We start from the raw sequence: 4,570 nt of genomic DNA on the forward strand, positions 1-4,570 counted from the left end.
GGACGACCCGTTTCGGGTCGTCCGGGCGCGGGGGTGGGCTCGGGCGCGGGATCGCCGGGTTCGCCGGCGGCCCGCCCACGACGCAGCGCTCGTCGCAGACGCCCCTGCATATCAGTCACCCTCACCCTGACCGCCTATCAGTAGTAGTGGTTGCCCGCCGCGCGACGCCGCGCGGTGAAGGCGTAGCCCACGGCACCGGCGACCGCGATGCCGCCGCCGACCGCGAGCGCGGTGGCGTAGCCGCCGCCGTCCTGGGAACCGCCGAAGCCCGCCGAGGCACCGCCGCTGGGTGTGGCGGTCACCGTGAAGGAACCGGTCTGCTGGTTGCCGTTCACGCAGGTGACGCGGATCGGGTAGCTCTGGCCGGTCCGCAGGCCCTCGCGCTTGATCTGGCCGGTGCCGACCCACTGGTTGTTGTCGTTGCGCTTGAGGTGGATCGGCTGGCGGAGCGCCTCGGAGGCGGCGCCGCCGGCGGGTTCACAGGTCGCCCGCACCGTCACCGAGGTCCCGGCAGGACCGGAGGTGGGGGAGATCGAGAGCTGGTGGTTGCCCTTGGACTGCTTGTCGTCGCTGACGCCCTCGCTGGCGGCTGCCGGGGCAGCGACAGCGCCGGCGGTGAGCAGCGCGGCCGCAGTGCCCAGGGCCAGACGGCCGATGCGTGTCTGGGGAGTTCTCATGGAACGGTGACCTCCGGGTCTTCGGTCCGTCACGACGCGGTGACGGGCTGTCAGTGCCCATGCGAGCAGTGGGTCACCGGACGCGCACGCTGAGCGCGTCCCCGGGGGTGGTGCGGGGCGACTGTTCGGGTGGTCGCAGGCCGCACCGGTCGGGTGCTGTGCCCCGCTGCCGCCCTTGCGGCGCACGGGGCGTCACCCGTCGGCGCCGGTCTGCGGACGCTTCGTCCGCGGCGGTTGCGGCGACCGGGTGAGCGCGGGACGGCAGCGCGGGTCGGGAGCGCGCCAGACCGGCCCGCCGGCCGCCGGCCGGGACGCGGCGGCGTCGGGGGTAGGGTACCCCGGCGGCCGGCGGGCCGGGGCGGGTGACGGATCACGTGCCGCCGCTGTCACCCGCCCCGGCCAGGGGCTGCCGTCCCGCCGGGCCGCGCCCGGTCACGCACGCCCCCGACGGGCCCGTGCGGTCAGACCGACGGGAGCGTCAGCCGCAGGGCGCCGGGGCGCACCTGCCAGGTGCGGCAGTGCGCGGGACCGTAGGTCACCGTGTCCGCCCGGTACCGGAACGACTGCCCGGAGACCGTGACCGACTCGGCCCGCGCCGTCACGGCCGGGTCCAGCTCGCCGTGGCGGACCACGACGGCGGCCCGCCCGTCGGCGGGCGAGACGGACACCTCCCGGACCGGCCGGTCGAGGTCGGCCAGCACCCGCCCGTCGGCCTCGACCCGGAGCCACTGCTCGGGGGCGACCGACGGCCGCCACCAGCTGCGTCGCGAGGCCGTGCGCGGCCTGGGGACGGCTGGTATGCCGAGTGCGCCGAGCACCACGCCGCCGGCGTCGTCCACCAGCAGGTCCAGCGGCCTCGTCGGCCCGTTCAGCACGGTCCGGGAGGCCTGGACCGCGTCCGAGGGCAGGCCCAGCGCGCTCGCGACCGTCACGCTGCCGGGCGGTCCGACCGGTACGAAGCCCAGCGGATGTGTCGCCAGCTCCCCCCGGTGGTGCAGGGCGCGCACCGCCCGCAGCAGCGCCCGGTCGTCGCCGACGACCACCACCCGTCCGCTCTGTATCCCGGCCATGGCCCGGGACATCTCCTGCGGGCGGTCCAGCAGGCGCACCCGCGCCCCGTCCGCCCCCGCGCTCAGCACATCGCGTGCGATACGCACCGATTCCCCGTCTGTCTGCCGGGCGATCGGGTCGATGACGATCAGCACCTGTTTGTTCGCCTCCTGGCAGCTGTGGGCCGCCGTGCGCGGACGGGTACGCCCGCGCGTTCGCGGCCACGTTCGCCTGCCGCCCACGTGTCTCGTAAACTCTCGGTGCAAGAGCCCCTGTCGCGATTGTGTCAGGGGTTTCGTCGATCCGGGGCAGCTGACCATGAGATGCCCCGCCCGGAAGGGGTGTACGCCTGTGCCCGCACTAGTGGTACTCGGTGCTCAGTGGGGTGACGAGGGCAAGGGCAAAGCGACCGACCTGCTCGGTGGTTCGGTGGACTACGTGGTCCGCTACCAAGGGGGTAACAACGCCGGTCACACGGTTGTCGTGGGCGACCAGAAGTACGCGTTGCACCTGCTGCCGTCGGGCATCCTCTCGCCGGAGTGCACCCCGGTGATCGGGGGCGGTGTCGTGGTGGACCCGAAGGTCCTCCTCGCCGAGCTGGCGGGGCTCAACGACCGCGGCATCGACACCTCCAAGCTTCTGATCAGCGGCAACGCCCATCTGATCACTCCGTACCACACCAGCCTGGACAAGGTCACCGAGCGCTTCCTCGGCAAGCGCAAGATCGGTACCACCGGGCGCGGTATCGGTCCCGCCTACGCCGACAAGATCAACCGTGTCGGCATCCGTGTGCAGGATCTGTTCGACGAGTCGATCCTGCGGCAGAAGGTTGAGGCCGCGCTCGACGTCAAGAACCAGGTGCTGGCGAAGCTCTACAACCGCCGCTCCATCGCCATCGACTCCGTGGTCGAGGAACTCCTCGGCTACGCGCCGCAGTTGGAGCCGTTCGTCGCGGACACCACGCTGCTGCTCAACAACGCGATCGACGACGGCAAGGTCGTCCTCTTCGAGGGCGGGCAGGGCACGCTGCTCGATGTCGACCACGGCACGTACCCCTTCGTGACCTCCTCGAACCCGACCGCGGGCGGCGCCTGCACGGGTGCGGGGGTCGGCCCGACGAAGATCACGCGCGTCGTCGGCATCCTGAAGGCGTACACCACCCGCGTCGGCGCCGGCCCGTTCCCGACGGAGCTGGAGGACGAGGACGGCGAGAAGCTGCGCCAGATCGGCGGCGAGTTCGGTGTCACCACCGGCCGCGACCGCCGCTGCGGCTGGTTCGACGCGGTCATCGCCCGGTACGCCACCCGCGTCAACGGCCTGACCGACTTCTTCCTCACCAAGCTGGACGTGCTCACCGGCTGGGAGCAGATCCCGGTGTGCGTCGCCTACGAGGTCGACGGCAAGCGCGTCGAGGAACTGCCCTACAGCCAGACCGACTTCCACCACGCGAAGCCGATCTACGAGTACCTGCCGGGCTGGACCGAGGACATCACCAAGGCCAAGACGCTGGAGGACCTGCCCGCCAACGCCCGCGCCTACGTGCAGGCTCTGGAGGACATGTCCGGCGCGCCGATCTCCGCCATCGGCGTGGGTCCCGGCCGCGACGAGACCATCCAGATCCGCCCGTTCATCTGATCGCGACGCCCCGGGGTGCACCCGGGGCCGCGAACGCACCGCGCCCCTCCCGGAGATGCTCCCGGAGGGGCGCCGTGCGTTGCGGCGGTGCCGGCCGGTCGGCCGCGGGGCCGCGGGCTGCCGGGTCGCCGCTCAGTCGACGCGGACGAAGTCCGCCGGGTCCTCACTGCCGTAGCTGCCCACCAGCGGTGTGATCTCTATCTGGTCGTCGTCCTCCGTCTCGATGGAGAGCGAGTTCAGGTAGACGTCCGAGCAGGCGCCCGCGTCGCTCTCGTCGATGACGCGGCTCGGGCCGGTCACCATGAGGTCGTCGTCCGGGTCGCCGGCGACCACGTCGTGCACCCAGGTGCAGGCGACATCGCCGACGGTCATCTCCCAGGTCACGGCGGGTTCGCCGACCTTCGCCCGCACGATCTCGACGCGGACCCCGATCCCCTCCCCGTAGTCCTCGTCCGGCTCCCACACCCCGACCTGCTCCGGCGGGACCGCGTGCTCGCCGCTCTCCACCGGCGCCGGCTCCAACTCGGCTGTCAGACCGTCCGGTTCGTAGGACCAGAACAGCTTGCCGTCCTCGGCGCGGAGATGCTGCTCCTGGTCGGCCACACAGCCCGAACCGAACTGCGACACCTCGTCCCGCAGCGTGACGTCGAGCGTCAACCCGTCCTCGGTGGAGGCGAGTTCGCCGTCGCTGACGCACATCACCTCCGGCAGCACCCACCACATGGAGGTGATCGTCTCGCCCTCGCGGCCGGGCCGGACCTCGACCCGCTGGCGTGCGCCGATGCTGTCGCCGTCGAGCAGCACCTCGCCCTCCCAGGCGCCGAGGTACTCCCGGGGCACGTCCCCGCCGCCCACCGCCGGGCCACGGCCCGAGTCGACCTCGTCCCCGCCGCCCTCGCTCGAACCGGCCCCCGAACCGGCACCGCTCCGTCCGTCGTCGGCGTCCTTCCCGCCGAGGTTGACGGCGATGAATCCGCCCAGTACCGCCAGCGCGGTGAGCGCGCCACCGACCACCCACGGCAGGGCGGTCCGCCCACCCCGCCGGGGTTCCGGGGCGGCGGCGCCCGGTGCGCCGAAGCCGGGCGGCGGTGTCCCCGGCGGCGGCGTGTCCGCACCGAAGTCGTTGCCGGAGCCCGCGCCGCCGCCGCCGTGTCCCGGTGCCGCGGACGCCGGCTGCGTCGTCAGCACGGGGCCGAACGCGCCGGCCG

3 protein-coding genes and 1 pseudogene are annotated in these 4,570 nt (G+C 73.0%); 1 reads left to right on the forward strand and 3 read right to left on the reverse strand.

Features of this window, described 5'->3' with window-relative positions:
* Positions 1 to 137: 137 nt before the first annotated feature.
* Complete coding sequence (locus HCN56_RS23890; RefSeq protein WP_167974476.1) at positions 138 to 677, reverse strand: hypothetical protein; 540 nt, start codon at positions 675 to 677, stop codon at positions 138 to 140.
* Between the two features lie 461 nt (positions 678 to 1,138).
* Positions 1,139 to 1,882, reverse strand: a complete 744-nt coding sequence (locus HCN56_RS23895) for a diacylglycerol kinase family protein (protein WP_312871414.1) — start codon at positions 1,880 to 1,882, stop codon at positions 1,139 to 1,141.
* A 196-nt stretch (positions 1,883 to 2,078) separates the two neighbouring features.
* Here HCN56_RS23895 and HCN56_RS23900 point away from each other — a divergent pair, with 196 nt between their 5' ends.
* Positions 2,079 to 3,362: an adenylosuccinate synthase gene (locus HCN56_RS23900; protein ID WP_167974477.1), complete on the forward strand. Its 1,284-nt coding sequence runs from the start codon at positions 2,079 to 2,081 to the stop codon at positions 3,360 to 3,362.
* A gap of 132 nt (positions 3,363 to 3,494) precedes the next feature.
* On the opposite strand, the pseudogene HCN56_RS23905 reads toward HCN56_RS23900, so the two are convergent.
* Positions 3,495 to 4,570, reverse strand: a pseudogene (locus tag HCN56_RS23905) (hypothetical protein); the annotation flags it as partial.

This window comes from Streptomyces lonarensis (genome assembly GCF_012033735.1).
GTDB lineage: Bacteria > Actinomycetota > Actinomycetes > Streptomycetales > Streptomycetaceae > Streptomyces > Streptomyces lonarensis.